This is a genomic window from Bradyrhizobium sp. 149 (genome assembly GCF_023073915.1).
Classification (GTDB): Bacteria; Pseudomonadota; Alphaproteobacteria; order Rhizobiales; family Xanthobacteraceae; genus Bradyrhizobium.
The window spans coordinates 151487-174552 of sequence record NZ_JADPKK010000015.1 but is presented as its reverse complement, the minus strand read 5'-3'; the positions used below and the strand labels follow the sequence as shown (position 1 = coordinate 174552).

The 23066-nt window shown below is 65.5% G+C and carries 22 protein-coding genes; 10 read left to right on the top strand and 12 right to left on the bottom strand.

Annotated elements, in window-relative coordinates; genetic code table 11:
• The first annotated feature begins 52 nt into the window (after positions 1 to 52).
• Complete coding sequence (locus tag IVA88_RS09840) at positions 53 to 694, top strand: tetratricopeptide repeat protein (protein ID WP_247497091.1); 642 nt, start codon at positions 53 to 55, stop codon at positions 692 to 694.
• 194 nt (positions 695 to 888) lie between these two features.
• Here IVA88_RS09840 and IVA88_RS09835 read toward each other — a convergent pair whose 3' ends face one another.
• The 3 genes from IVA88_RS09835 to IVA88_RS09825 all read right to left on the bottom strand — a co-directional run bounded on the left by IVA88_RS09835 (position 889) and on the right by IVA88_RS09825 (position 2638).
• Positions 889 to 1230, bottom strand: coding sequence for a hypothetical protein (locus IVA88_RS09835; RefSeq protein ID WP_247497090.1), 342 nt, complete (start codon positions 1228 to 1230; stop codon positions 889 to 891).
• Positions 1231 to 1390: 160 nt separating this feature from the next.
• Positions 1391 to 1627, bottom strand: coding sequence for a hypothetical protein (locus IVA88_RS09830; protein ID WP_247497089.1), 237 nt, complete (start codon positions 1625 to 1627; stop codon positions 1391 to 1393).
• Between the two features lie 204 nt (positions 1628 to 1831).
• The gene (locus IVA88_RS09825) at positions 1832 to 2638 is read right to left on the bottom strand and encodes a hypothetical protein (RefSeq protein ID WP_247497088.1); all 807 of its coding nucleotides are present in this window, start codon (positions 2636 to 2638) and stop codon (positions 1832 to 1834) included.
• A gap of 229 nt (positions 2639 to 2867) precedes the next feature.
• Between IVA88_RS09825 and IVA88_RS09820 the strand changes: the two genes are divergently transcribed.
• Entirely contained in the window at positions 2868 to 3161 is a 294-nt protein-coding gene (locus tag IVA88_RS09820) for an antibiotic biosynthesis monooxygenase (RefSeq protein WP_211386962.1), read from the top strand.
• Between the two features lie 111 nt (positions 3162 to 3272).
• On the opposite strand, the gene IVA88_RS09815 is transcribed toward IVA88_RS09820, so the two are convergent.
• Entirely contained in the window at positions 3273 to 4718 is a 1446-nt protein-coding gene (locus IVA88_RS09815; RefSeq protein ID WP_247497087.1) for an XRE family transcriptional regulator, read from the bottom strand.
• 223 nt (positions 4719 to 4941) lie between these two features.
• On the opposite strand from IVA88_RS09815, the gene IVA88_RS09810 reads away from it, so the two are divergent.
• From IVA88_RS09810 to IVA88_RS09800, 3 genes are all read left to right on the top strand, one after another.
• Entirely contained in the window at positions 4942 to 6573 is a 1632-nt protein-coding gene (locus tag IVA88_RS09810; protein WP_247497086.1) for an isocitrate lyase, read from the top strand.
• A gap of 30 nt (positions 6574 to 6603) precedes the next feature.
• Positions 6604 to 6810 carry a hypothetical protein gene (locus IVA88_RS09805; protein ID WP_007595122.1) on the top strand — a complete coding sequence of 69 codons (207 nt, stop codon included), beginning with the start codon at positions 6604 to 6606 and terminating at the stop codon, positions 6808 to 6810.
• A 182-nt stretch (positions 6811 to 6992) separates the two neighbouring features.
• Complete coding sequence (locus IVA88_RS09800) at positions 6993 to 7547, top strand: hypothetical protein (RefSeq protein ID WP_247497085.1); 555 nt, start codon at positions 6993 to 6995, stop codon at positions 7545 to 7547.
• 98 nt (positions 7548 to 7645) lie between these two features.
• On the opposite strand, the gene IVA88_RS09795 is transcribed toward IVA88_RS09800, so the two are convergent.
• The gene (locus IVA88_RS09795) at positions 7646 to 8527 is read right to left on the bottom strand and encodes a metallophosphoesterase (RefSeq protein WP_247497084.1); all 882 of its coding nucleotides are present in this window, start codon (positions 8525 to 8527) and stop codon (positions 7646 to 7648) included.
• A gap of 92 nt (positions 8528 to 8619) precedes the next feature.
• On the opposite strand from IVA88_RS09795, the gene IVA88_RS09790 reads away from it, so the two are divergent.
• From IVA88_RS09790 to IVA88_RS09770, 5 genes are all read left to right on the top strand, one after another.
• A complete protein-coding gene (locus tag IVA88_RS09790) occupies positions 8620 to 9111 on the top strand; it encodes an NUDIX domain-containing protein (protein ID WP_247497083.1) in 492 nt (163 codons plus the stop codon).
• A gap of 60 nt (positions 9112 to 9171) precedes the next feature.
• On the top strand, positions 9172 to 10116 hold the full coding sequence (locus tag IVA88_RS09785; RefSeq protein WP_247497082.1) for a glycosyltransferase family 2 protein: 945 nt from the start codon (positions 9172 to 9174) through the stop codon (positions 10114 to 10116).
• A gap of 142 nt (positions 10117 to 10258) precedes the next feature.
• Positions 10259 to 10774 (top strand): N-acetyltransferase, encoded by a 516-nt coding sequence (locus IVA88_RS09780; RefSeq protein ID WP_247497081.1) that lies wholly within the window; start codon positions 10259 to 10261, stop codon positions 10772 to 10774.
• 37 nt (positions 10775 to 10811) lie between these two features.
• Positions 10812 to 11498, top strand: coding sequence for a class I SAM-dependent methyltransferase (locus IVA88_RS09775; protein ID WP_247497080.1), 687 nt, complete (start codon positions 10812 to 10814; stop codon positions 11496 to 11498).
• A 36-nt stretch (positions 11499 to 11534) separates the two neighbouring features.
• Entirely contained in the window at positions 11535 to 12692 is a 1158-nt protein-coding gene (locus tag IVA88_RS09770) for a hypothetical protein (RefSeq protein WP_247497079.1), read from the top strand.
• A 224-nt stretch (positions 12693 to 12916) separates the two neighbouring features.
• On the opposite strand, the gene IVA88_RS09765 is transcribed toward IVA88_RS09770, so the two are convergent.
• The 7 genes from IVA88_RS09765 to IVA88_RS09735 form a co-directional block, all read right to left on the bottom strand.
• Complete coding sequence (locus IVA88_RS09765; RefSeq protein WP_247497078.1) at positions 12917 to 15274, bottom strand: TonB-dependent receptor; 2358 nt, start codon at positions 15272 to 15274, stop codon at positions 12917 to 12919.
• 147 nt (positions 15275 to 15421) lie between these two features.
• Positions 15422 to 15826, bottom strand: a complete 405-nt coding sequence (locus tag IVA88_RS09760) for a DUF2946 family protein (RefSeq protein WP_247497077.1) — start codon at positions 15824 to 15826, stop codon at positions 15422 to 15424.
• A 149-nt stretch (positions 15827 to 15975) separates the two neighbouring features.
• Positions 15976 to 18039 carry a hypothetical protein gene (locus IVA88_RS09755; RefSeq protein WP_247497076.1) on the bottom strand — a complete coding sequence of 688 codons (2064 nt, stop codon included), beginning with the start codon at positions 18037 to 18039 and terminating at the stop codon, positions 15976 to 15978.
• On the bottom strand, positions 18036 to 18179 hold the full coding sequence (locus IVA88_RS09750; protein ID WP_247497075.1) for a hypothetical protein: 144 nt from the start codon (positions 18177 to 18179) through the stop codon (positions 18036 to 18038). The genes IVA88_RS09755 and IVA88_RS09750 overlap by 4 nt, the downstream gene beginning before the upstream one ends.
• On the bottom strand, positions 18176 to 20989 hold the full coding sequence (locus IVA88_RS09745) for a DUF4159 domain-containing protein (RefSeq protein ID WP_247497074.1): 2814 nt from the start codon (positions 20987 to 20989) through the stop codon (positions 18176 to 18178). Before IVA88_RS09745 ends, IVA88_RS09750 begins: the two co-directional genes overlap by 4 nt.
• On the bottom strand, positions 20986 to 21930 hold the full coding sequence (locus IVA88_RS09740) for a DUF58 domain-containing protein (protein WP_247497073.1): 945 nt from the start codon (positions 21928 to 21930) through the stop codon (positions 20986 to 20988). The genes IVA88_RS09745 and IVA88_RS09740 overlap by 4 nt, the downstream gene beginning before the upstream one ends.
• Entirely contained in the window at positions 21930 to 22928 is a 999-nt protein-coding gene (locus IVA88_RS09735) for a MoxR family ATPase (protein WP_247497072.1), read from the bottom strand. The genes IVA88_RS09740 and IVA88_RS09735 overlap by 1 nt, the downstream gene beginning before the upstream one ends.
• Positions 22929 to 23066 lie beyond the last annotated feature (138 nt).

Here is a 23066-nt window from a genome sequence, read left to right as displayed (position 1 = left end):
TGTTCCTTCGAAAGGGGATGCGTGGCCGGCCCTCCGCCTGCCACGGCGGAAGATGACCAGAGCTGCGGTACCATTGCTGATCGTCCTGGGCGTGCTGATTGGCCTGTCCACGCACATGGTCGTGAATTGCGGGGACGAGGACGATCCCGACATCTGCTCGGCGGTGATCGGCTTCTCCCCGCTGCGCGGCTCGCTGATCGCGTTTGCCTATGAGGGACGCGGGCGGATCGCGCTGCGCCATGGCGACTGGCGGCGGGCCATCGCCGATTTCGACGAGGCCATCCACCTCAATCCCAACCGCGCCTCGCTCTATCGCGATCGGGCGCTGGCGCGCCGGCAGAATGGCGACCTCGAACTCGCCATCGAGGATTACGACGAGGCGATCGCGCATGATCCCAAACAGGCCGCGCCCTATCACCAGCGCGGTCTCGCGCTCGCCGCCACCAGCGATCTCGATCGCGCCATCCTGAGCTACAACACCGCAATCCGCCTCGCCCCCTCGGATGCGCAGGCTCGGCTCGACCGTGGCCTCGCATTCCTCGCCCGCGGCCAGGCGAATGAGGCGCGCGCCGATTTCGAGGCCGCGTTGGCGCTGCCCGCCGGCAAGGATGCCCGCACCCGCGATGCGGCGCGCGCAAAACTCGCCGAACTGGCAAGGGCCGAGCCGACCCGGCTCGCCGCGCCAGGGCGGTAGAGATATCTAGAGCTGCGTGCGCCGCTGCAACCCTCTCCCCTTGTGGGAGAGGGTGGCTCGCCGCGAAGCGGCGAGACGGGTGAGGGGTATCTCTCCGCGCGTGAGCCTGCTGCAGTTGAATTCGCGGAAACAACCCCTCATCCGGCGCTTCGCGCCACCTTCTCCCACAAGGGGAGAAGGAAGAAAGTGCGCGCCTACTTCTTGGCTTTGGCCTTCTTCGCCTTCTTCACCGGCTTTTCCTTCGCGGCCTTCTTCTCCACCTTGTCCGCGACAGGCGTGCTGGCGGCGATCCGCATCGACCGGGCGTAGCTGTCGGCGACGTTGTCGGCGGACATCTGCAGGCGCTTGGCGGCGGCAATGGCCTGCTCCATGGTGGCCTTGGCCATCATCTTGAAGCGGTCGCCGGTCTCCTTGCCCTTGGCCTTGGCCGCGAGGCCGTTGAAGCGATCCCGCCGCTCCTTGGCGCGGGTTATCAGGCCCGTATGCAGCTGTCTGGCCAGTTGCCGGATCACGACATCCAGGTCGGCGTCCGCCATGTTGTTCTATCCTCTTCGAAAACAGTATCGATGCGGCGGGACTATGCAGATCGGGCCCCGCCTTGGCAATTCCCGGCCGCGCGTCATCCGCAGCTTCCGGCTGCCAAAACAAAAAAGCCGCGCTGCTCGCGCGGCTCTTTGCCCAGTCCGTCCCGGCCGTTCAGTAATCGTAGCCGGGATGGCCGGGGTAGTATTGCCGATTGCAGGTCCTGCGGCCGCGGTCGTAGGCAGCGGCATCGCCATGGGCGAGCGAGCTGACATATTTCAGGCAGCGCACGTAATTGTCGTTACCGAGCCAGTCCAGGCTACCGGCAGCAGCGGGGGAGATCTGGGCGGAGCCGACGAGCGTCGTGACGGCGATGAGGGCGGCGATGGCGGAGAAGGTGAGCTTTGTCATGATGGCATTTTTCCACTTGAGGCTGCCCGATGCAGCTCATGACCCCGACGATGCCCGATACGTCCTCGCACGACTGTGCTGTCTGTCACGCGGCCTGAGCAAGGATTGCGGACACTGCGATCGCCCATTCTCCAGCTCGAAAAAACAGGGCCGCGTTGTTGACGCGGCCGTTATTGTGTTCAGCGCACGCGCGCCATGTCTGCCTTACTTCAGCGAGGCGACCGGGCCGCTCGACGCTGCCGGATCGGGGTCGAAGCCGAACACGCCGACCAGATATTTGTAATAATCCGGCAATTTCTCCTTGAGCGTCTCGCGCGACTTCGGGTCGTGGAATTCGCTCTTCCCGGCCAGGAAGATGCTGGCGGTCACCGCAAAGAACTCCATGTGATTCTTCATCGCATAGGCCTCCTTGGGCAGGAGGTCCTTGGATTTGGCATAGGCGTAATAGCCGATCACGCCCTTGTTGGCGTAGCCGTCCGGCAGCAGCCGCGCGTGATAGGCGTGCAGGAGTTCGTGCAGCAGCACGGCTTCCTTTTCGTAACGCATCATGTCCGGCCGCAGCATGATCACGCCGAGGCCCGAATCGACTGCGAGGTCGACGGCATTGGGATTGGTCCAGCGCTGCGTGGCGTGGTCCCAGACGGTGAGGGTCCGCGGCACGGGGCGCTCGACGTTCGGGGTGACCCGCCCGTAGCAGGCAGTCGCGGCGCCTTCGTCGAGGCAGGCGAGTTCGCTGGCGATGATCGGGACGGTGCGGAAGAAGCGCAGGACGCGCGGCGAGAGGCCGGCAGCCTCGACCACGTCGATCTGGCTCTTCAGATTCTCGGTAAGCTTGTCGACATCCTTGCGGTCGGAATTCTCCGAGATGTCGAACATGTAGCCGCGGTAGCTCTGGAAGCCCGGCGGCAACGCCTGTGCTGCCCCGGTGGCGGCATCGAGCGGTCCGGCATTGGATGGATTGGCCATGAACGCGCCGACAATGGTCGCGGTCAGCAGCAGCGCAATGCGCATGATGAACCCCCTGATGTCACTTGACGCGGCAGACTAGGCCATCGTTGTTTGCGAAAAGTGAGTGGGGCGAGACTAAGGCACCGATGTTGAGGCGTGCTTAACCGTTGGTTGCAGATCGCGGAGGTGGATTAGTGCCGGGTTAACCAAGCGTGGATCGCCCGCACGGTTCGGCGTAGCATGCGGTGCGGGCACCAGGCCCGTAGATCAAGACAGCCGGTAGGAGGAAGCCATGTATGCCGCCATCCGTCAGGCCAAAGCGAAAAGCGGGAGCGCCGAAGAGCTGGCGCGCCGCATCAAGGACGGCGCCGTTCCGATCATCAGCGACGTCGACGGCTTCCGCGCCTATTACGTCGTCTATGCCGGCGACGACACGGTCACGGCGATTTCGATCTTTGACAAGTTTGAGCAGGCGGAGGAGGCGAACCGGCGTGCGATCGCCTGGATCGAGAAGGATCTCGGCTCGCTGCTTGCAGGCGACGCCCGCGCCGCCGCAGGGCCGGTGATCGTGCATACGCTGGCGTGAAGCCTTCGTCATTGCGAGGAGCGGAGCGACGAAGCAATCCAGGCTGTCACTGCGGAGACAGTCTGGATTGCTTCGCTTCGCTCGCAATGACGAGGAGGTAGATGTGTCGCCTCACAGCTCCCGCGCATTCGAAAAAGCAAATGAGCTCACGCGCCGCGTCGTCTCGTCCAGGATCAGCGTGCGCGTGATTGGCGGCTCGGCACGCTGGGCGCAGTTTTCGCGCTCGCAGAGGCGGCAGTTGACGCCGATCGGCGTGCCCTCCGCCTTCTCCAGATCCATGCCGGCCGCGTAGACGAGGCGCGCGGCGTGACGGATCTCGCAGCCGAGGCCGATGGCGAAGCGCGGCTGCGGCAGCGGGTGCGGCGCAACGGGGCGGCGCACCATCTGCGCGATCGAGAAATAGCGCGTGCCGTCGGGCAGCTCGATCACCTGCTTCAGCAGGCGATCCGGCGTGTCGAAGGTGGAGTGCACGTTCCACAAGGGACAGGTGCCGCCGAATTTCGAGAACGGGAACGTGCCCGATGAAAACCGCTTGGACACGTTGCCGGCGTTGTCGACGCGAAGCAGGAAGAACGGGATGCCGCGCGCGTTCGGCCGCTGCAAGGTGGTGAGCCGATGGCAGACCTGCTCGAAGCCGGAATTGAATCGCTGCGCCAGCAGATGGATGTCGTAATTCAGCGCTTCCGCCGCGGCCAGGAAAGCCGGGTAAGGCATCATCACGGCCGCCGCAAAGTAGTTGCCGAGCGTGATACGGAACAGGCGGCGCGGTGTGTCGTCGAGCGGGCCGGCGCGACCGATGATGGTCTCCAGATGCTGTGCGCCTTCAACCAGGCCGAGCTGGAAGGCAAGCTGGAACGCGCGGCCGGGCGGGTCGACCAGCTCGGAGATCAGGAGCTGGCGGCGGTGGCGGTCGAAGCGCCGCAGCGTCTCGCGCATCACGTCCACCGGCATGATGCGGGTCTGGATCGAATGCTTTTCGCGCAGTCGTGCCGCGAGCGCCGCATAAAGCTCTTCGGCCGGCACGTTCAGTTCGTCGCGCAGAGTCTCCGCGGCCTGCTCGAGTTCCGGAAAATAGTTGCGGTTGGCCTCGATCAGCTCGCGGACGCGCTCGACCGGATTGGCCTCATAGCGGGTGCCGACGTCGCGGTCGGCCATTTGTGCCGCGGCCAGCGTCTCGCCCTCGCGGGCCTCGGTATAGGCGGCATAGAGCCGTTGCAGCGCATGGGTGACGCCGGGGCAAAGCTCGGCGAGATCGCGCAGCTCCTGCTTGGGAACGTCGATCTGGCGGAACAGCGGGTCGGAGAAAATCTCGTTGAGCTCGGCGAAGAAGCGGTCCTCGTCGGCAGTCGCGAGGTCGCGCAGGTCGAGATCGTAGGTCTCGGCCAGCCGCAGCAGGATCTGCGCGGTCACCGGGCGCTGGTTGCGCTCGATCAGGTTGACATAGCTCGGCGAGATCCCGAGCCCCTCGGCGATCTGGGTTTGCGACAGCCCCAACTGCTGCCGGATCCGCCGGAAGCGCGGACCGACGAAGAGCTTTTTGCTGGAACCGGCGGGCATTCTCAGGTCTCCAGAGGATCAACGGCAGGTTCGCTGACGTGTTATTTACAATATTTACAAAGTTACATCGATTACATGTACCTATGTTACATGACATCACCATTCAAGTACAAGCCCTCTGTACGAGCTTTGCTTTCTCGCGTTTAGCTTCTGACACGCATCTCGCAATGCATTGTCAAGAATGTCGATGGCCGGTTGTCATCGTCAGCGAAAGGATAGGCACATGAACTACCAGCCCCGCGGCATCAGCACCCTCCAGGGCCCGGCCTCGTATCAGAGCGAGCTCGAGGCGGCCCAGTCGCTCCTCAAGACCCAGCCGACCTGGAACGGGGTGTCGGCCGAGGCCGTCGCACGCATGCGCCTGCAGAACCGCTTCAAGACCGGCCTCGACGTCGCCCGCTACACTGCGGCGCTGATGCGGGCCGACATGGCCGCTTATGAGGGCGACCCCACCAAGTACACCCAGTCGCTGGGCTGCTGGCACGGCTTCATCGCCCAGCAGAAGCTGATCTCGGTCAAGAAGCACTTCGGCAAGACCGATCGCACCTATCTGTACCTGTCCGGCTGGATGATCGCGGCGCTGCGCTCCGAGTTCGGCCCGCTGCCCGACCAGTCGATGCACGAGAAGACCTCGGTGCCGGCACTGATCGAAGAGCTCTACACCTTCCTGCGTCAGGCCGACTCGCGCGAGCTGAACGATATCTTCCGCAGCCTCGATAAGGCACGCAAGGAGGGCGACAAGGTCAGGGAGAAGGAGTTGATCGAGAAGATCGACAACTTCCAGACCCATGTCGTGCCCGTCATCGCCGATATCGACGCGGGCTTCGGCAATGCGGAGGCGACCTATCTGCTCGCCAAGAAGATGATCGAGGCGGGTGCCTGCGCGCTCCAGATCGAGAACCAGGTTTCGGACGAGAAGCAGTGCGGTCATCAGGACGGCAAGGTCACCGTGCCGCACGAGGTGTTCCTGGCCAAGATCCGGGCCTGCCGCCACGCCTTCCTCGAGCTCGGCGTCGAAGACGGCATCGTCGTGACCCGCACCGACTCTCTCGGCGCCGGCCTGACGCAGCAGATCGCGGTCAGCCACAAGCCGGGCGACCTCGGTGATCAGTACAACAGCTTCCTGGATTGCGAGGAAGTGACGGCGGAGAACGCTCGCAACGGCGACGTGATCATCAACCGCAACGGCAAGATGCTGCGTCCGAAGCGGCTGCCCTCCAATCTCTATCAGTTCCGCCCGGGCACCGGCGAAGACCGCTGCGTGCTGGACTGCATTACCTCCCTGCAGAACGGCGCCGACCTGCTCTGGATCGAAACCGAGAAGCCGCATATCGAGCAGATCGCCAAGATGGTCGATCGGATCCGCAAGGTGGTTCCGAACGCCAAGCTGGCCTACAACAACTCGCCCTCGTTCAACTGGACGCTCAACTTCCGTTGGCAGGTCTACGACGCGATGAAGGAAGCCGGCAAGGACGTCAGCAAGTACAATCGTGCCGAGCTGATGAAGCCGGAATACGACGATACGCCGCTGGCGAAGGAAGCCGACGAGCGCATCCGCACCTTCCAGGCGGATTCAGCCAAGCGTGCCGGCATCTTCCACCACCTGATCACGTTGCCGACCTACCACACGGCGGCGCTCTCGACCGACAATCTGGCGAAGGAGTATTTCGGCGACCAGGGCATGCTCGGCTATGTCAAGAACGTCCAGCGCGCCGAGATCCGTCAGGGTATCGCCTGCGCCAAGCATCAGAACATGGCCGGCTCCGACATCGGCGACGACCACAAGGAATACTTCGCCGGCGAGGCTGCCCTGAAGGCGGGCGGCGCCCACAACACGATGAACCAGTTCGGCTAACGCATCACGCTAATCGACAGGAGACTGACAATGACCAACAGCAATTTCTGGGTGATCGGCGGCGAGTTCGGTTCGATGAACTTCCACAAGCTCGTGGAAGGTTCGGCCCAGGTGCAGGGTCCGTTCAAGACCCGCAAGGAGGCCGAGGACGCCTGGCGCTCGGTCTCGGAAGAGAACCGCCACAAGGCCGGCGTCCGCTTCTCGATCGTGGAAGAGCCGTCGCGGGTCTCGGCCTGACAATCTGAACTAAGAAGACGTCCAAGGACGGATGGTCCCATCCGGCGCAAGCCGGGTGGGACCGTCTGTTTTTGGCACAGGTGAAGGAGTTGTGGGCACCGTAAGTAACTGGAATTGTAGGGCCTTTGCGGACACTTTGGTTGCTGATAGGTTAATCCGGCCAAGTGAGGACGAGGCCGACAATGTCAGAGCCCGAAAGCAGCGGGATCCATCCCGGCCAGCCGCGCCCGGTGCGGTTGCGCGATGCACTGTTGCGGGCGCGGATCGAGGCCGCCGACCGGACCGGCGTCGTCGTCGATTTGCGCGATGCCGAGGTGGCGCGGCTGGAGATACTCAACGATTCGCTCGATCCCCTGTTCGCGCAGGTGCCCGATCAGATCGACCTGTTCGATCGCGGCATTAGCCAGGGCGATACGCCGAGACTCTGGATCGACGTCGTCGCGCACATCGTGATGGGCCGCGACAAGCGGATGTACCGCTTCGTGCAGGACACCCGCTTCGGCCGCATCGTGCTCGCCGAATCCCACGACACCGCTGTCATCGTCGAGGCCGTGACTGATTACGTCGCCCGCCGCATGATCGAGCGCGAGCATGCGATGGTGGTCCCGCCCGAGCCGAAGCCCGAGGTCGCGCCGCCGCCGCGCCGCTCGCGCGTCTTGCCATTCGTGTTCGGATTTGTGCTCGGCGCCGCGGCGCTGTTCGGGGTCGCCGTGCTCGCCGCCCTGCGGAGCTGGTGAAGACTATCTCGTCCTTGCGAGCGAAGCGAAGCAATCCAGGAATCTTCCCGCAGAGAGACTCTGGATTGCTTCGCTTCGCTCGCAATGACGGCGCGGGCTCAAATCAGTCGCACGTGCTTGATCTGGCGAACCTGCAAGCCGGGATTAACGCTTCGCACCGTCTGCTCGCAACGCCAGCCGGCATTGTCCTTCTCGATGGTGAGCAGATTGTAGGCCGCGGCCGGAGTGTGCCCGTGCGCGAGCGCGGAGGCCGACGGCACGCCGATCGCGGGAATGTTGCCGTTGGAGCCTTCGAACCACATCGTCGAATGAATGTGGTCGTGCCCGTGCAGGATCAGCTCGACGCCGTGGCGTTGCAGAAGCACCAGCAGCGCGGCGGAGTCGGTCATCCGCTTGTGGCGCGCGCCGGACTTCAGCGGATGATGCACCAGCAGCACGCGGAAGACGTTCTCGGCCGCGAGCCGTTCGAGCACCTCTTCGAGGGACGCCAGCTGATCGGGTCCGAGGGTGCCTGTCGCCATCAACGGCACGGTCGGCACGGCCGTGGACAGGCTGATCAGCGCGAGTGGCCCGCGCCGGCGCACGCTCGGGAAGCCGATGCGGCCGTCGTCGCCCGCAAGATAGGGCGCGAAGGTTTCGCCGAAGCGATGAAAGGTGGCGCGGACATAGGCGTCGTGATTGCCGGGAATCGTGGTGACGCGGTCGGGTGGACCGACGCCGTCGAGCCAGGCGCGCGCCGGCGCGAACTCTGCTTCCAGAGCGAGGTTGACGAGATCGCCTGTGACCGCGATGTGGTCGGGACCTTGCGCCTTCACGTCCGCGACGAGTGCGTCGAGCACCTCGCGGCGCTGGTACTTATGACGGTTGCGCGTCCAGTTGACATAGCCGAACGCGCGCTTGCCGGCGAGCTCGATCAGCCGCGGCTTCGGCAGCGGCGGCAGATGCGGGTCGGACAGATGGGCGAGCGTGAAGGGAGCCATGGGGCGCGATTGCCTCGCTATTCGTCCGCTGTAATGGCAAGGTCGCGGGCAACGCGCAAGCCAAGCCTCAGGCAAAGCGTCAAGGGAGCCTGATGGGGGATCGTCTGAATAGCGTCCGACGGACATTCGAGCCGCTGCTGCGGCGAATCTTCCACGCTTATTTCCTGCTCGTCCGTGGCATGACGCTCGGCGTCCGCGCCGTGGTGCTGGATGCCGAGGACAGGGTGTTCCTGGTCCGGCACAGCTACGTCGCCGGCTGGTATCTACCCGGCGGCGGCGTCGATCTCGGCGAGACCATGGAGCAGGCGATGCGGCGCGAGCTCAAGGAGGAGGGTGATATCGATCTCTCCGGCGAGGCCGTGCTGCACGGCATCTTCCTCAACAGCCACGTCTCCCGCCGCGACCATGTTGCGATCTACGTCGTCAGGCAGTTCAGGCAGGATCGCCTGCCCGCGCCCAACCACGAGATCGCCGAATGCGGATTCTTCGCGGTCACCGCGCTGCCCGAGGGGACCACGCCCGGCACGCGGCTGCGGATCGCGGAAGTGCTGGACGGCAAGCCGCAGATTGCGACGTGGCGATAATGGCTGCTCGTGCTAGTAAATCGCCGCGTCCGCAGGCGGCGCATGGACGAGGGCTGAAGATTGTCTGAATCGACGAGGTCATGGCCATTCCGGGTCGCCGTGCTGGTTCCCTGCTACAATGAGGAAGCCGCCGTCGCGACGGTCGTCGCCGATTTCCGCAAGGCACTGCCCGCGGCCGAGATCTACGTGTACGACAACAACTCGACCGACCGTACCGCGGCGATCGCGCGCGAGGCCGGAGCGATCGTGCGCAGCGAACGTCGCCAGGGCAAAGGCCATGTCGTGCGCCGCATGTTCGCGGACATCGAGGCCGACATCTACGTGCTCGTCGATGGCGATGCGACCTACGACGCGCCGAGCGCGTCGCGCATGATCGACCAACTCCTCGATGAGCATCTGGATATGGTTGTGGCTCTGCGTGTCGATCAATCGCAAGAGGCCTACCGGCGCGGTCATCGCTTCGGCAACCGGCTGTTCACCGGTTTCCTGGCATCGACCTTCGGCCATGCGTTCAGGGACATCCTGTCCGGTTACCGCGTGTTCTCGCGCCGCTTCGTCAAATCCTTCCCCGTCCTGTCCGGCGGTTTCGAGATCGAGACCGAGTTTGCGGTCTATGCGCTGGAATTGTCGCTGCCGGTCGCGGAGGTCGAAACGCCCTATTACGCGCGCCCGGAAGGCTCCTTCTCCAAGCTCAACACCTGGCAGGATGGGTTGCGCATCTTCAACACGATGCTGAAGCTCAACCGGTCGGAGCGGCCGCTGCGCTTCTTTTCGGCGATCGGCATCGTCCTCGCGCTGCTGTCGATCGCTTTCGGGCTGCCCGTCGTGATCACCTTCCTCGAGACCGGCCTCGTACCGCGGCTGCCGACGGCCGTGCTCTCCATGGGCCTGATGATCATGGCGCTGCTTTCGGCTTCGTCGGGGCTCGTGCTCGACACCGTCACGCGCGGCCGCCGGGAAATGAAGATGCTCGCCTACCTGTCCCAACCACCGCTCGGGACCTGAAATTGCCTCTGGGACCGGGCGCAATCCCATGGACCGTTGCCTTCCGAAATGATATCCCGCCGACGCCGCCTGACGCGTTTTCTCGACGCAAACCGATGACTCCCGCCTGAAGATGACTCCCGCCTGAAGATGCTGTGACGCGATGAACGATATCTCACTCACCATCCGGTCGGAAGCCGCCGGCGATGCCCAGGCGATCGAGCGGCTGCACGAGCGTACCTTCGGGCCCGGCCGCTTTGTGCTCAGCGCCTACCGCATCCGCGAGCATGTGGATCATTTGCTCGATCTATCCTTCACCGCCCGCGTCGGTACGTTGCTGGTCGGATCCGTGCGGCAATTGCCGGTTTGCGTGGGCGACACGCCGGCACTGCTGCTTGGGCCTCTGACGGTCGAGCCTCCGTTCCGCGGCCGCGGTGTCGGCCGGCTGTTGCTCGAGCGCGCGCTGAAGGACGCGAAGGCGCAGGGCCATCGCCTGGTGCTGCTGGTCGGTGACGAGCCCTATTACGGCCGCGTCGGCTTCAAGCCGGTGCCGAAGGGACGCGTCACGATGCCGGGCCCGGTCGATTACAGCCGGCTCCTCGTCATCGAGTTGGTCGAGGGCGCGTTCGAAGGCGTATCCGGGCCGGTCGGTCCCGACTGGAGCAAGACGCGAACCTGACGCGCCATCGCTTCGAAGCTCACATGAAGGTAGGGCAGTGCCGGTCGATCAGCAATATTACCGGGAAGTGGCGTCCGGGAGCACGGCGGAAAAGCTGCTGATCGCGGCGCGCGACCGCATATTCCGGGATTTCATCGCCCAGATGCAGCCGTCTGCGTCGGACGAGATTCTGGACGTCGGCGTGTCCGACGTGATCAACGACGGCGCCAACGTGCTGGAAAGAAGCTACCCACATCAGCACAAGATCACGGCTTGTGGGCTCGGCGAAGGAATAGGGTTCAAGGCGGCATTTCCGCTTTGCCGCTACGTGCAGATCGAGCCGAATACACGGCTGCCGTTCGACGACCATGCGTTCGATGTCGCGACCTCCAATGCCGTCCTTGAACATGCCGGAAGCCACGGAAAACAGGTGCTCCTGGTCAAGGAGCTTTGCCGCGTTGCGAGGCGGGTGTTCATCACCGTCCCCAACAGGTTCTTTCCGGTCGAGCACCACACCGCCATCCCGCTGGCGCACTATCTGGACGGCACCTTCAGGATCGCCTGCAGGATCGCCGGCAAGTCGGAATGGACCGATGAGCAGAACCTGATCCTGATGACGCGAAAACGGCTGCTGGGGCTCGCCGCGCTGGTTGCCAAATCCTCCAACCCCAAGTCCGCGGCCGTGGGCTACACCGGGTTGTCGCTCGGCCCGCTATCGTCCAATCTCTATCTCGCATTCCGCTAAAGCAGCGCCGGCGTCTCCTGCCGCATCATGATCCCCATGAAGAAGATCCACACCAGCAAAGCCGTCTTCGCCGTCCTGTTTTTCGCGGTGCTGGTCGGCCATTTCTGGACGATGCTGCGATGGAATGAGGATCGCGGCGTTTATGACGACATCTGCTACCTGCGACAGGCGCATCTGTTCCAGAGGTTCGGGCTGGTGGAGGGCTTCGACACCAACCTCACCCGCGACGACGATGGCTATCAAAAAGCAAAGCTGAAGGCGATCGGCTATCCGGACTGGGCCGATACGACCGCCGCGCCCTGTCACAATCTGATGCCGGCCACAGGCAAGGTCGTCATTCAATACCCGCCAGGTGTCGGCCTCGTGTTGGCGTTGTTTCCGCCAGGTCACCAGGTCGTGCCCATGTACATGCTGGCGACCATTGTTGTCCTCGGCTTTGCGCTATTTGCCCTTTCTCTCGCGCGCAGCATGAGGTCGGTGCTGATGGCCGGGACGTTCGGCTGTCTTGCGATCTACCTGATGGTCAATCCGGTCAAGGCGAGCTATTCGATGGCTCCGACCGTCGTCGTGTGCGCGCTCGCAGGATGTCTGACGGCACGATGGCTAGCGAGCCCGCAATCTCAACAGGGGATCTGGCTACTGGCGCCAATCGGCTTCCTGCTCGGATTGACGGTCGATTTCCGGTTGGCCAACCTCTTCCTGGCGTCCGGCTATGGCATGTTTCTCCTCGTCGCGTTCCTTGCGGAACGGACGATGTCCCGGTTCTTGCAGGGGGCCTTGTTCGGCGTCGCCTTGCTGGCCGGCGTGAGTCCGACCATCGTCTTTTCCGTTGTCAACGCCGGCAGTCCGTTCGCGTCGACCTACGGCAACAACCCCGATGTCAGGCCGCTGGATTTTTCGTTCGCAGTGGTCCGCGACTATCTCGCCGACCCGCTCCAGACCTTGCTGATCGTCATCGGAATTGCAGGCTCGATCTGGCTGTTGCGGCAGGCGAATGGCACTCGCCGCGTCGCGCAGCTCACGATGGGCAATCTGGTGCTCAACCTCGCCTTCTTCTTCACCTATCCGATCGCGACGCCATATTACACGATCCCCATTTCTCTCCTGACATTGTGGACCCTGTTGTTTGCCGTGCTGTTTCGGGAGGCGGCAGAGCATGCCCCGGAAGCAGCCGCTCTAGCGAAAGCGCGATGAATTCAGGCCAGTCCCGCGCTTCGACGTCGCGGATGCAGTGTTCCGGACATCGCTTCCGCTCCGTCGGCTAGGGCGCTGTTAAAGAGCTGTGACCGCGCCTCATACTCCGTCATTGCGAGCGAAGCGAAGCAATCCAGAATCTTGCCGCACAGGCAGTCTGGATTGCTTCGTCGCAAGCGCTCCTCGCAATGACGGTGCGGAGGCGACGGTGCGGAGGCAGCCGTTTAGAACTTGAAGTTCGCAAACGCCCGCACGCCGATGCCGGGCATCAACACCTCGTCCTTGGTGTAGGAGACCGAGTTGCGGATGTTTTCGTTGAGGAGATTGTTGCCGACGAGGCCGGCGATCATCTCGCGCGCACCGAACCAGTTGCGGTCGAGCCTGGTCTTGTAGCTGACCTCGGCCTTCAAGAGGTTGTAACCGGCCGTCGGCGTCTCCGCGATCACGGCGATGTTGTTCTGCGCGAAGGCGTGCAACAAATTGACTCGCATCAGCCAATTGTCGTCGCGCCAGAACACGCCGCCGCCCAGTCTTAGCGGCGGAATGCGCGGCACGTTGGTGCCGTCGGTGAAGGTGGCGCGGACCACGTCGAATTGGTTCTCGATGCCCCAGATGCCGCCCTGGAGCGCGCCGATTTCGAGCTGCGACTGGAATTCGCCGCCGCGGAAATTCGCATCCCGCTGCGAATAGACCGCCTGGTTCACTTCCGCGCCTAGTGCACCGCACGAGGCAAAATCGTCGTCGCACATCACGCCGGTGAGACGGCGATAGATGAAGTTGTTGAAGTGCGTGTAGTAGATGGTCGCCTCGAACCGGAACGGCCCCGTCGCCTTGCGCAGGCCGACCTCGACGGATTTTGCGGTCTCGATAGTGAGGTTGGGGTTGCCGATGTCGAAGGTCGCGGTCGCATCGTGCGCGCCGCGCGAGAACAGCTCCGCCGCCTTGGGCGCGCGCTCGACATATTGCGCGGTGATGCTGCCAACCATGCCGCCCGGCAGGTCCTGCAACAGGCCGATGCTGCCGCTCTTCGGCGTGAAGGACGGATTGCGCGAGATCGCCGCCTGCGGCGTGCCGTCGGGCAGGAAGTCCGCGGGAAAATCCGGCGTCGTGCCGTGCAGCTCGACATGCTCGATGCGGCCGGCGATCTGCGCCCGCGTCGCGTCCGTGAACTTGAACTCGTTGAAGGCGTAAGCAGCAACGCGCGTGCTGTTGTTCGGGTCCCACAGGCCGTTGAACAGCGTGCCCGGATTGTCCGGGCTCGGCGCGCTCAATTCCTGATGGCCGACCTGGAAGCCCAGCGCCGTCGTCACCTCGGCGAAGCGCGCGTTGAACGGCATCAGCTGCACCTCGGTGCGGATCTCCTGCTCCTTGTTGGTGAAAGTCTGCCGCACGCCGTCGGTGTTGGGGTCGGCGGGATCGGCAAGCCCGATCTCGTTGTGGCGGTAGTCGGTCGCACCGGCCCAGAAGCGAACGACGTCGATCGCCGCAGCGTCGGGGTGGTACTCGCCCTTGACGTTGATCTTGGTCTGGTGACCGTCGATCCGCGTGTTGTGGTCGGCGCCGTCGATGCCGGGGATATGGTAGAGCGCGTCGTTCTGCGTGATCGCCGCACCGATATAGCCGCCCTGGAAAAAGTAGGAGCCGCCGATCGAGGCGCCGTCCGAACGCGTCGCCGAGTTGGGCTGGCGCCCGTTGGCGACGAGCCGCGTCTGGTCGGCGAGATACGGGTAGCTAGGGATACTGTAGTCCGTGGTGTTGCGCCCGTAGACGTCGGCATGGAAGGCAAAATTGCCGCCGCCGGTGTCGAGCAGCACGCCGCTCTCGACGCTGCGATCGACCGAGCTGAACGCGCTGCGCGTTTCGGCCGTGACGCAAGGCGACGTCGCGGCGCTCGCGAGCGGCGCTTTGGTCGGCATCCCGTAGGTCAAGAACGACGGAGCGCAGTTCGGCAGCGCGTCCGGAATCCGGTTGTTGGTGGCGCTGACGACGCCGCCGATCGAGGTCGAGCCGTAACGCAGCGCAGCCGGCCCGCGCACCACCTCGACCTGGCTGGTCGCCAGCGGGTCGATCGGGACGAAGTGATCCTCGCCGAGGTCGGAGGCGCCGCCGGAATTGGTGCCGTTCTCGACAATGCCGACGCGGTTGACGTCGAGTCCCCTGATAATCGGCCGGCTAGAGGCGCCCGGCGCGAAGCTCGAGCCGGTGATGCCCGGCTTCGAGAACAGGAGATCGCCGAGCTGACCGCCGCCCTCACGGCGGATCTCGTCGTTGGTCACCACCGTAACCGTCGCGAACTGGTTGGTCACAACAGGCAGCAGGCCCTGTTGAGGTGCGGCCGGCGTGGAGGCTGCCGGCGTGGCGTCCGCCGTGCGTTCGTGGCTGCGTGCCCGCGCGGTTCGCGTGGGTCGGCCGGGGTTGCGGGTCGGCACCACCGCCCTGCGCACGATGGGGCTCGGAGCCGTGACGGTGACGGCGGGGATCTCGGTCGATGACTTATCCTCGGCCAGTGCCGAGGTGGCGGCGCCGAGCAGGAGCAGGCTTGCTCCACCAAGACGCTGCGCGCGTCGCAATTTGAATGACATGGTCCTGATTCCAGTCAGGCGCCGTCCGCATGATGTGTGCTGATCGGAGGCGGCCTGCCGTCGCTGCGCGACGGAATTCGACTTCAACGTCTCCCAGACGTACGCCGACGTGCGGCGGGCCCAGGCGTGATCAATCGTGGTTGGAAGTCAGGACGCGGGAGGGGCGCGGGGCTGGAACGCCGTGCCGGCCGATTTCAGATGGCTGAATTCGGCATCGGTGGTGCGGTGGAGCAGGTCGATCGCCTGGGGCAGCAGCAGCACAGGCGGTGCCGCGAACATGACGGTGCCCGCCATCGCGACCAATGCGCAGATTGCGCAATTATCCTCGCCCGGCTGCTCCCGGTCGGGAGCCGACGGCGATTGCTTCTGGACCGCGGCGCGGTCGATCGACACAAGGCCGCTGGTACTGCCGGTCTGCTGGAGCGACGCCTGGGCGAGCGGAGCGGCCTGGGCGAACCAATGGCTGTGGCCGAATGTCAGCGCGAACTGCACCAGCATCGCGAACATCGCGAGCCGGGCGCCGTGCCTGATATTCGACCGGAACCACTTCATCTGAAAACGCCACCCCACATCGCCAGGCATCATCCCCTGATCCTGCGACGTTATAATGTAACATCGCCCGATCGGTCAGCGGATGTCAACCGCAGCCGAACCGATCCGCGCGGGCGATTGCAGGATGTGTCGTTCGCGCAACGGAGCGTTCAGCGCCCTTCGCGGACCCAGGTCGCGGCAAACGCGCCGAGCAGCAGCAGGAGGCCGATCAGGCCGGCGAAGATCGGCAGCACGCCGACGCCCTTCACGACGCTGGCGTCGCGCATCCGTACACCCATCCAGCCGTCACCATGGAAGACGCTCGCCGAGCGGATCGGCAGGATGCGCGGCAGCTCGACACTGGCGCCGTCGACCACGCGCACGGCGTTGCCGCCGGTCGCCTGCGTCAGCGGCTTCAGGGTGTCGACGGTGGAGGTGACTTCCGAAAACTCCCTTGGATTGGTCGGGCCGACATTGATCAGCGCCTTCAGCGTGCCGTCGGTCGCCTGCCACAGGCCGAGCTCGCTCGCTGGCAGGCTGGCGCGCCATTCGCCGGGATCGCCGGCCGCAAGCGTCAGGTCGCGCGACACGCCCGAGGGCGAGGTCACGCTCACCGGCTGAACGCTGTCCGCCATAGTCTGGCGCACCACCACGAGATTCTTGCCCTGCACCTGCAGGCGCAATGCTTCCTCGTCCAGATCAGGCTGTTTCATCAGCCAGTGCGACATCCGCCGCAAGAGATCGAGATGCGGGCCGCCGCCTTCATAGCCGCGCGCCCACAGCCAGATGTGGTCGGACAGCAGCAGCGCGACGCGGCCCTCACCGAAGCGTGACAGGAACAGCAGCGGCTTGCCGTCGACGCCCGTCATGACCGGCGGGTTGACAGCATTGCGGGTGTCGACGGTGCGGAAGAACCGGCTCCAGCGCGGTGGCTCGCTCGCGGAGCCCTCGAGGCCGCGCGTCACCGGGTGGCGTTTGCCGACGTCGGACAGATGCGCGTAGAACGGCTTCTCCGTTACGCCGACCGGTTCGGCCGGCAGCACCGAATCCAGCGGCGTGCGCCAGATGCTGGTGTTGGAAGCGTAGTCGGGGCCGGCCGAGACCAGCACCGCGCCGCCGGAACGCACGTAGCGTGCGATGTTGTCGAAATAGGCGATCGGCAGCACGCCCTGGCGGGCATAGCGGTCGAAGATGATCAGCTGGAATTCGTTGATCTTCTGCTGGAACAGCTCGCGGGTCGGAAACGCGATCAGCGACAATTCGTTGATCGGCGTGCCGTCCTGCTTCTCCGGCGGCCGCAGAATGGTGAAGTGGACGAGGTCGACGCTGGCATCGGATTTGAGCAGATTACGCCAGGTGCGCTCGCCGGAATGCGGCTCGCCCGAGACCAGCAGCACGCGCAGCTTGTCGCGCACGCCGTCGATGGCGACGACGGCGCGGTTGTTCACCGGCGTCAGTTCGCGCTCGAGCGGCGAGGCCTCGATCTCGACGATGTTCGGGCCGGAATGCTTGATGTCGACGTCGACACTGGCGGACTGGCCGCTCGAGAGCGTGCGCTCGTTGATGACCTCGCCGTCCCTGCGGACCGTGACCTTGGCGCGCTCGCCGCTGACGCCCTGGTCGTCGAGCCGGTAGGTGATGGTCTGGGGCTGCCCGACGATGCCGAAGCGCGGCGCCGCCATGATCGCGATGCGGCGATCGCGCTCGTCCTTCTGCCCGGTGATCAACGCGTGCACCGGCGCCTGGAAGCCGAGCCCGGCGGCGTTGGCCGGAATGTCGTGGACGCGGCCGTCGGTGATCAGGAACGCACCGGCGACGCGGTCGACCGGCACGTCGGACAATGCCGAGGCCAGCGCCCCGAACAGCCTGGTGCCGTCGGTCTCGCCGTCGGCCTGTCCGGCATCGACGACGCGGACCTCGAGCCCCTTGATCTTCTTCAGGCTGTCGACCAGCGCTTCCTGCGCCGTTGCGGCCTCGCGATTCCGGTTGCCGAAGTTCTGGCTCGGGCTCTTGTCGACGACGATTGCGGCGACCGAAGTGAGGGGCTCACGGTCTTCGCGGGTGAAGGAGGGATTGGCGAGCGCCAGCAGGAACAGCGCCAGCGCGGTCACGCGCACGGCAGCGCCGCGCGCCCGCGCAAGCAGCAGCACCAGCGCGATGACGACGATCGCGCCGAGCGCGAGCCACAGGACGATCGCGGGAACAAGCGGCGTGAACGCGATGCCGTAATTCATGGCGTCACTCTCTCGGCGTCGTCATGCACGGGCTTGTCCCGGGCATCCACGTTCTTCATGCCGTGCGGCAAGGCGTGGATGGCCGGGACAAGCCCGGCCATGACGGATTCAACTGCATTGAACTTCAAAACCCGCATCATTGCCCCAGCCGTTCGATCAGGGCCGGTGCGTGCACCTGGTCGGCCTTGTAGTTGCCGGTCAGCGTGTACATCACGATGTTGGCGCCGGCGCGGTAGGCGAATTCACGCTGGCGGGGGTCGCCGCCGGTCACCGGCAGCATGGCCTGGCCATCGGGCCGCACGGCCCAGGCGCCGGCAAGATCGTTCGAAGTGATGATGATCGGCGAGACGCCGTCGCCGCCGCGTGCCGGCCGCTGTGCGCTGTCGTCATCGTCTTCGCGCGGCAAGGTCTCGACCCAGGTCTGGCCGGTGTTGAAGCGGCCGGGGAAGTCGCGCAGGAGATAGAAGGTCTTGGTCAGCACGTGCTCGCGCGGCACCGGCTCCAGCTCGGGCACGTCGAGCGACGACAGGATCTCACGGAGCGTCTGCATGGCGGGCGTCTGCGCGGCGCCATTCGCGCCGGGCGGTGCTTCGACCGCGTCGCGGGTGTCGAACAGCACGGTGCCGCCCTGCTTCATGTAGGCGTCGATCTTGTTGATGGCGTCCCGCGGCGGCTTCGGCGCGCCGGGCACGATCGGCCAGTAGATCAGCGGGAAGAAGGCGAGCTCGTCGCGCGCCGGATCAATGCCGACGGGATCGCCGGCCTCGAGCGCGGTGCGCTGCGCCAGGAACAGTGTCAGTCCTGACAGCCCGGCCTTGACGATGGAATCCACGTCGGCGTTTCCGGTCACGACATAGGCGAGGCGGGTCTGTGACACCGCCTTCATCGCGAACTCGTCGGACGCGCTGTCCGCGTGCGACGGCGTCGGCACGAGCGAGGCGAAGCCCGCGAGCGCCAGTCCGAAGACGATCATTGCGGGCGCGGCGCGGCGGCGCAGCAGCGCGGCGAGGCCACCGCCGAGCACCGCGACGATGATGGCGTCGATCAGGAACAGCGCCAGCGCCGTCGACAGCAGCCAGCCGCGCAAGTCCTGCGGCTCGGCGTTGGTGTAGGTGGCGCGCCGGGCGCGCAGGCTCGCGGTGTTGAGGGCTGCGATGCGGTCGGCGCTAGCAAGCGTGTTCACGGCGAGCGGTCCTTCTGCCGGACCATAAAAGCCCGGCGGATGATCGGGTGTGGCGCGGTCGCGATAATCGGCCGCCAGCGGCTTTGCGGCGGCCGGCGGCGGGCCGAAGGCGCCGAAGCCGTCGAGGATATGCAGCGGCGCCACCGTCTCGGCGCTCGCCTCGCCGGCAACGCCCGGGCCCGGCTTGGCGGTATAGCCGGACATGTCGACGACACGCCGCAGCATCTCGACGAAGGTGCCCGACATGGGCAGATCCGACCAGCGCATGTCGGCGCTGACGTGGAACAGGCTGACCACGCCCTTGCCGCGGTGCTCGCCGGTCACCAGCGGCGTGCCGTCTTCCAGCGACGCCCAGCTCTTGGTGGCGAGCACGGCGTCGGGCTCGGCCAGCACCTGGCGGCTTATGGTGACGTCCTTGGGGACCGCGACACCGGCAAACGGACCGTCGGCCGCGAACGAAGCCAGATGTTGCGGCTTTTCCCAAGTCAGGCTGCCGCCGAGCGTGCGGCCGCCCTTGCGCAGCTTGACCGGGACGAGATCGTCCTCGGCCTGCGCCAGCCGGGGACCTGCGAACCGCACCAGCACGCCGCCCTGGTCGATCCAGGCGTTGAGACGCTCGCGAATTTCAGGGGCGATGGTGCCGACATCGGCAAGGATGATCATCGGCAGCTTCTGGTCGAGGAACTGCGTGATGCCTTGCTGCGGCGAGCCCTTGTCTGCGAGCCGCACGTCGGCGAACGGCGCCAGCGCGCGGGTGAGATAGAAGGTCGGCGCCAGCAGCGGCTGCGCGGTCTCGCTGGTCGCGCCCGAGACGATGCCGATGGCGCGGCGGCGCCAGCGCTTGTCGAGCAGCTGCACCGCGCCCGCGGAGCGCTCACCGGCAATTTCAAGCCGCGTGATGTCGTTGCGCAGCTCGACCGGCAGATCGAACGACGCTTCGGTTTCCTTGTCCTGCGGGCCGAACGAATAACGCGCTTCGCCGATCGGCGAGGCCTTTTGGTCCAGCGCGCGCACAGTGCCGATGGCGATACCGCTGTCGGTGCGCAGCACCTTCACCGTCATCCTGGCGGCGGCGTTCTCGGCCGCGACCAGGGCCAGCGGCGATGCGGTGCCGCCTTCGAACACGGTGAGGCTGCGATCGCCGATGGTCTTGCCGAGGCCAGCCACGAATTCCTCGCCCCGACCGGTGTCGACGCTGTCAGAGAGCCAAGCGATCTCGCAGTCGCCGGTCGCTTTCAGGAAGCGATCGATCGCGGTCAGGGTCTCGACGCGGTCGATCGAATAGGGCTTTGGCGTGAGCTGCCGCAGCGCGACGCGCGCGGCGCCCGCCGGCATCAGGGTGATGTCGCGGTTCGGCTCGGACAGCGGCACCAGCGCAATCGCACGGCGGTCGTTCTCGGCATTGGCGATCAACTCGTCGGCGGCCCTGATCCGGATGTCCCAGTTTGATGCCGCGCTCCAGCCGTCGTCGAACATGATCATCAGCGGCGCCTTGCTGGCGGCCGCGCCTGTTTGCGGATTCCAGATCGGGCCGGCGGCGGCGAAAATGACCAGCGCAGCAGCGAGCAGCCGCAATGCTGTCAGCCACCACGGCGTCCGCGACGGCGTCTCTTCGCGCGGTGCGATGTCGAACAACAGGCGCGTCGGTGGAAACTCGATGCGGCGCGGCCGCGGCGGCATCACGCGCAGCAGCCACCACAGCACCGGCAGGCTGACGAGGCCGATCAGGAGCAGCGGTTCGGTGAAGGCGAGCGGCAGTCCCATCATGCTGCCGGCCCCGCCTTGATCGTGGTGGTGCGGGCGCCCGACTTGCTCACCTGCATGCCGGCGTGCAGGAACAGCAGCAGCTCGGCCGCCGAGCGGTCGGTGGCGTGCGTCGTGAACAGCCAGTCGAGCTTGTTGGTCTCGGCGCGGATCTGGTCGCGGTGCAGCGCGAGCCGCGTGGTGTAATCCTGCGCCCAGCTCTCGGCGCGGCCGGCGGTGATCACGCCGAACCCTTCGGGCTCGACGAACTCGATGCGGCCGGAATACGGGAATGATTCCTCGGCGGGATCGACCACCTGCACCAGCGTGCCGTGCGCACCGGAGCCGGAGAGCCCGGCGAGCGTGGTGCTGATCTCGGAGATCGGCGACCAGAAGTCCGACAGCACGATCGTCTCGGCCAACGCCGCAGGCACGAAGGACGGCGGCAGGCTCAAGCGGTCGGCATCGTCATGCAGCATCGCCTGCGCCATCTTGTCGATGACGCTGCGGCTCGCGGTCGGTGCCATCAGCCCGGGAATGCCGACGCGTTCGCCGCCGGAGACCAGCAGCTCGGCCAGCGCGAAGGCGACGATCAGCGTCCGCTCCAGTTTGGAGTCGCGCGCCTGCTTTGAAGCGAACGCCATCGAGGGCGAGCGGTCGGGCCAGATCCAGACCGTGTGCGAGGCTTCCCATTCGAGTTCGCGGACATAGAGATGATCGTCGCGCGCCGAGCGCCGCCAGTCGACGTTCTGCGACGGCTCGCCGGAGACGAAGCGGCGGTACTGCCAAAAATTTTCGCCGGAGCCGGCGCGGCGCCGGCCGTGCAGACCATGGATGACGTTGGCGGCGATACGGCGGGCTTCGAGCACCAGGCGCGGCAGCGAAGCGGCGAGCGTGCGGCTTTCGCCATCGGCACGTCGGATCGCGATGATCTCCTTGCCTGCGTGCCCGTTCTCCGCGGCCATCAACCGATCCGTGTTTTCAATTGCCGGATCACGTCCGGAATCGTGCGGCCTTCGGCGCGCGCCTGGAATGTCAGCGCCATGCGGTGCTTCAGCACGGGCTCGGCGAGGTCGAGCACATCGTCGATCGAGGGCGCGAGGCGTCCGTCGATCAGCGCGCGTGCGCGCACCGCGAGCATCAGCGATTGGCTGGCGCGCGGGCCAGGACCCCAGGCGATGAACTTGCTGGTGTCGCCGCCGTCCGGACCCGGACGGGCCGCGCGCACCAGCGACAGGATCGCCTCGACGACGGAATCGCCGACCGGCAGCCGCCGGATCAGCCGCTGCGCGGTGATGAGGGCCTCAGGGCTCATGGAGCCCTTCGCCAGCGTCTCCTCGGCGCCGGTGGTCTCGAACAGGATGCGGCGCTCGGCGTCGCGATCGGGATAGTCGACGTCGATCTCCATCAGGAAACGGTCGAGCTGCGCTTCGGGCAGCGGATAGGTGCCTTCCTGCTCCAGCGGGTTTTGCGTGGCGAGCACGTGGAACGGCTTCGGCAGGTCGTGGCGCGCGCCGGCAACCGTGATGTGCTGCTCCTGCATCGCCTGGAGCAGCGCCGACTGCGTGCGCGGGCTGGCGCGGTTGATCTCGTCGGCCATCAGCAGTTGCGCGAACACCGGGCCCGAGATGAAGCGGAAGGCGCGCTTGCCGGAGGTGCTCTCGTCGAGCACTTCGGCGCCAAGAATGTCCGACGGCATCAAATCGGGCGTGAACTGGATGCGCTTGGCATCGAGGCCGAGCGTGATGCCGAGCGTCTCGACCAGCTTGGTCTTGGCGAGACCGGGGACGCCGATCAAGAGCGCATGGCCGCCGGAGAGGATGGTGACCAGCGTGTTCTCGATGACGCGGTCCTGGCCGAAGATGACGGACGCGATCGCATCCTTTGCCGCGCGAATCTGGCTCGACACCTGCTCGGCCGAGCGGACGATTCCGTCTTCGAGCTTCTCGACACTCTCCGCCATCCGTTAGCTCCTTCAGCCTGCCATGCGGCTCGCTTGCGTCGTCATGTCATCACGTCCTCAACTCAGGACGCGGGCCCTATGCTAGACTTGCAGGAAGGCCATGTATTCGTTGAATTAACCTATCCCCACCTTATCGGC